This is a genomic window from Streptomyces sp. NPDC045967 (genome assembly GCF_056430495.1).
In genome coordinates this window covers 1-3684 of sequence record NZ_JBWKLE010000045.1, presented here as the reverse complement: position 1 = coordinate 3684, position 3684 = coordinate 1, and the positions used below count along the sequence as shown (strand labels likewise).

General features: G+C 70.8%; 4 protein-coding genes and 1 pseudogene. All 5 read left to right on the top strand.

Annotated features, from left to right (window positions below):
• Positions 1 to 193 precede the first annotated feature (193 nt).
• Positions 194 to 394: a hypothetical protein gene (locus tag AC07FY_RS32940; RefSeq protein WP_479014115.1), complete on the top strand. Its 201-nt coding sequence runs from the start codon at positions 194 to 196 to the stop codon at positions 392 to 394.
• A 191-nt stretch (positions 395 to 585) separates the two neighbouring features.
• The gene (locus AC07FY_RS32935; RefSeq protein ID WP_479014118.1) at positions 586 to 1089 is read left to right on the top strand and encodes a DUF1360 domain-containing protein; all 504 of its coding nucleotides are present in this window, start codon (positions 586 to 588) and stop codon (positions 1087 to 1089) included.
• Between the two features lie 111 nt (positions 1090 to 1200).
• Positions 1201 to 1734 (top strand): hypothetical protein, encoded by a 534-nt coding sequence (locus AC07FY_RS32930; RefSeq protein WP_479014113.1) that lies wholly within the window; start codon positions 1201 to 1203, stop codon positions 1732 to 1734.
• A 598-nt stretch (positions 1735 to 2332) separates the two neighbouring features.
• Positions 2333 to 3067, top strand: a complete 735-nt coding sequence (locus AC07FY_RS32925) for a phosphodiesterase (protein ID WP_479014110.1) — start codon at positions 2333 to 2335, stop codon at positions 3065 to 3067.
• Positions 3068 to 3481: 414 nt separating this feature from the next.
• Positions 3482 to 3684: pseudogene (locus AC07FY_RS32920) on the top strand (hypothetical protein); the annotation flags it as partial.

The following is a 3684-nucleotide window of genomic DNA, read 5'->3' as shown; positions in this document are numbered from 1 at the left end:
TGGATAAACGTGAGGTAAGCCCCCTGGTGCAGCCAAGGGATGCGTACCCGTACACGCACTGCCAGACTGCGGATATCGGGGGCTATCGCCTTGCCGGCGCTGGTGGCCACCGGCACCACAGCCGCCGCCGACACCGCCCCACCGTCGGAGACGGTGTGGAATCGTCGGCCGCCTTGGTGAATGCGTCCGTGAGGTGGCGCAGCCGATCGGCCGTGAGATCGTCGTCGTCGAGGTCGGCGGCCGGGGCAGCTGCTCGGGCATCGCCGCCTGCTGGTGGGTGACGACGTCGTACGCCCGGTCCCGCACGGCGCCGGGCGCAGCCGACTCGCTGGGATCGGCCGGGGTTGCCGGTCGGGTCGGGCGCGGGAGTGGCTGGGCGGGGCCGGGCGGGTAGGGGTGACGTCGGCGGCAACGGCGAGGCGGCCTTTGCGGGGGCTTCGGTGCCGACGGGAGCTGAACGTCACGCCCTGCCTCTGCCCAGCGGTTCCACGCCGTGCAGGAGCCGCTCGGCCGAGGCGTTTCACGGTCGAAGTCGGGTAGACGACCCCTCGACAGCCCACCTGATCACGACGGTTGTGCGTGACGATGGCCGAGCAGGCGGAACGAGGCACGTTGATGACGACATTTCCGGGTTTGCGGTCCCATGGCGGGCACTTGGGCGCGATGGCTGGGTTCGCCGGATACGCAGCCGGCTGGACGGTCCTGCAGCGCCGGATCGGACGGCCCCGGCCCTCTGCTGCCGGCCCTTTGGACCTCGTCCTGACCGCCGCTGCCACGTTCAGGCTCAGCCGGCTGATCGCCAAGGCCACGATCACGCGGCCCCTGCGTGCCCCGTTCACCCATGTGGAGGAGGCCGGCGCACCGGCAGAACTCAACGAGACCCCCCGCGAGGAACCCGGGCGTGAAACCGTGGGGGAACTGATCAGCTGCCCGTTCTGCCTGAGCGTGTGGGTCGTGACCACCTTCACCGGCGCCCGCGCCATCTGGCCGGAAGCCACCCGCACGGTGACCGGCGCCCTGACCGCTTTGACACTCTCGGACGCCTTGCAGTTCGCGCAATCGGCCCTCGCACAACGAGCGGAACGCTGACCGGCTCGCGTAGCAGTACGTTCGCACCCTGGGCTCCTCTCCCCCTTGTGGAACCATGGGCCGGGTGGTGGCCGGGTGGGTCAAGGTCACCCCATGGGGTAGCCGCACGGCATGATGAAACGCGCTTTGTGGCAGGGAATGATCGCCGGCGCCGTCGGCGGTGTGGTGATGACCCTCGGCGAGAAGTTCGAGCAGGCATGCACCAAACGGCCCGACTCGCATGTGCCCGCCCGGGTTCTCCAGCGGCTGACCGGGCTACCCGAACGCCACGGCAAGCAGCCCGTGCCAGTGAACTGGGCGATGCACTTCGGCCAGGCGGCGCTCCTTGGTGTCCTGCGTTCGGTCATGGCCCAGGCCGGGCTGCGCGGACCGCTTGCTTCGGCACAGTTCACCGTCGTGCGCCTCACCAACGACCAGATCCTGGAGAACGCCACCGGCGTCGGAGCCCCGCCCCAGACATGGCCCCGCAAGGAACTCGTCATCGACGTCCTCCACAAGACCGTCTACGCCTTTACCACCGGCGCCATCGCCGATGCCCTCGCCGCACGTGGCGGCCCCGGCCCCGGACAGCGCCACGCCGCCCTCCGCCCCGGCCGCCACGCCGACATAGGGCCCCTGCCCCGCAACGGGGCGCACGGCCGGTAGCCCGCCGGCCTGCTCACAGGCTCTGGCTGCGCGTCAGGTGATCGAGGACCGGTGGTGTCGCCTTGCAGGCCCGATCGCACATGCGACCCGATCAGGGCACCGCTGCCCGGCCGAAGCCACCCACGCGCAGCGGTACGGCCGACTGTGCCGACGCGTGTCCGGCCTGGCGGCAGCCGCGTTCGCCGTCTAGACAGGCGTCCTGATCGTCCTCTGTCGCCCCTGAGCCGCGTGCGCGGGGAAACGTGCGCGAGCAATGGCTGTGGGTCGCGCCGAGTCGATGGGCGCGACCCGGGTAGGCGGCAGGCATGGATACGCACCGCACCCGGCGTCGGCTGCACCGGACGGGTTCGGGAAGCCGAACCGGCGGACAGGTCCACGTACTCCCCGACCGGTGTGCGCACGGGACGGGTCCCCGGTCGGAGGGCGAGACTGTTGACGGCCGGACCGATTGCTTCCGGCACGGCCGCGGTTCGCCGCTCGCCGACGTGGGGAGTGTCTGCGGCCCCGCAGCCGCGCCCCGGCCGTCCTTCGGGACGCGCATCGTCGACAGCTGCACCGGCCGCTTGCGCCGCCGTGGCCACCAGGAAAGGTCGCTCGCGTGAACCGCTTCGAGCAGGTGGCCTTCAACGCGGCCGGGGTATTAGCGCGCCGCCGTGGCGGCCGCCCCGCCCTGCATCCCGAGGGCATCCTCCTCACCGGACGCCTCCACATGCCCGGGCACGACACTCCCTGGGGCGTACCGTGGCTCGACGCCCAGGGTGTCTACCCGGTGACAGCGCGGTGGTCCCGGGCTGCGGGGCTGCCCGGTCCGCTGCCTGACGGACTGGGCCTCGCCGTGCGGGTCCAAGACGCAGGAGGATCCGGCCGGCCGCTGGAACTGCTCTTGACCAGCAGCGGAAGCGGAAGATTGGCGCGCCACCTGCCGTTTCCCCGCCTGTATGCCACGACCGGGCCCTATGCCACGCTGCTGAACTACGCCGTCGGCGGTCGGCACGGCGTGGTGGCCGCGTTCCCGGAACGCCGTATCGACCGCGTCCCCGCCGGACCCGGGGCGGTGGCCGCCGCGGTGGCCCGGGCACCGATGTCCTTCCACCTCGGCTTCGGAACAGCTGCGGGATGGCAGCCGCTGGCACGGCTCGCACTCGAACGGACCGTGACAGCCGACAGCCAAAGCGGCGTTGCCTTCGACCCGTACCGCAACTGCCTGACAGGATTCCGCCCCGTCGCCTGTCTTGGCGCCCTCCGCGTCGCAGCCTACGCCGGTTCGCGAGCCGGCCGTCACGCGTGCACAGGCTCTCCAGTCGCACCTGCGGGTCGACAGACAGGCGGGTAGCCGCCCCGTATCGAGACCGCCCGTCGCGGTCAGTGTCGTCAGCCCTGACCGCCAGCGCGCGGGAGCGAACGCCGTGGTGCCAGGGATCTGGCTGCAGACCCACGACGTCAGCTGGCGTCGAACCGGACCACGGGCCGACACGCAGGCGTCGGGTCAGGACGACGGCCACGGCTCTTCCCCGCAAGCCGGCGCCCCCGCAACGGCCTCACATGCACGCCATTGGAGTGAGCCTGCGCGTCGGAGGACGGATCTGCCGTGGGTGCCCCGCTGCAGCTGAGATCTTGAGGTGCCTGGCTTCGTTCTGTCCGGATTTCTTGGTTCCATCCCGTCTTCCGGGGCATGTGCGGTCCCAGGTCTGCAGTCGTGCCTCGTTGGGGGCGCGCAGGACAACCACCTGGGAAGCCGGTACTCGTCATGGCCTTCAACCCGCTCCAACACCGCGGTATCCCCCTGGACCGTCAACTGCGCAGCTGGCGCGAGCTGAACGTCACTCCGATCGACCCGGATGCGAGCGACCCCTATACCCGGTGCCGCATCATCACGATGAACGGCATCGAGGTCGAGGCGATCCTCTTCGGCCACAACCTTGCCCGCAACTGCGTGGATCCGGAGGTGAA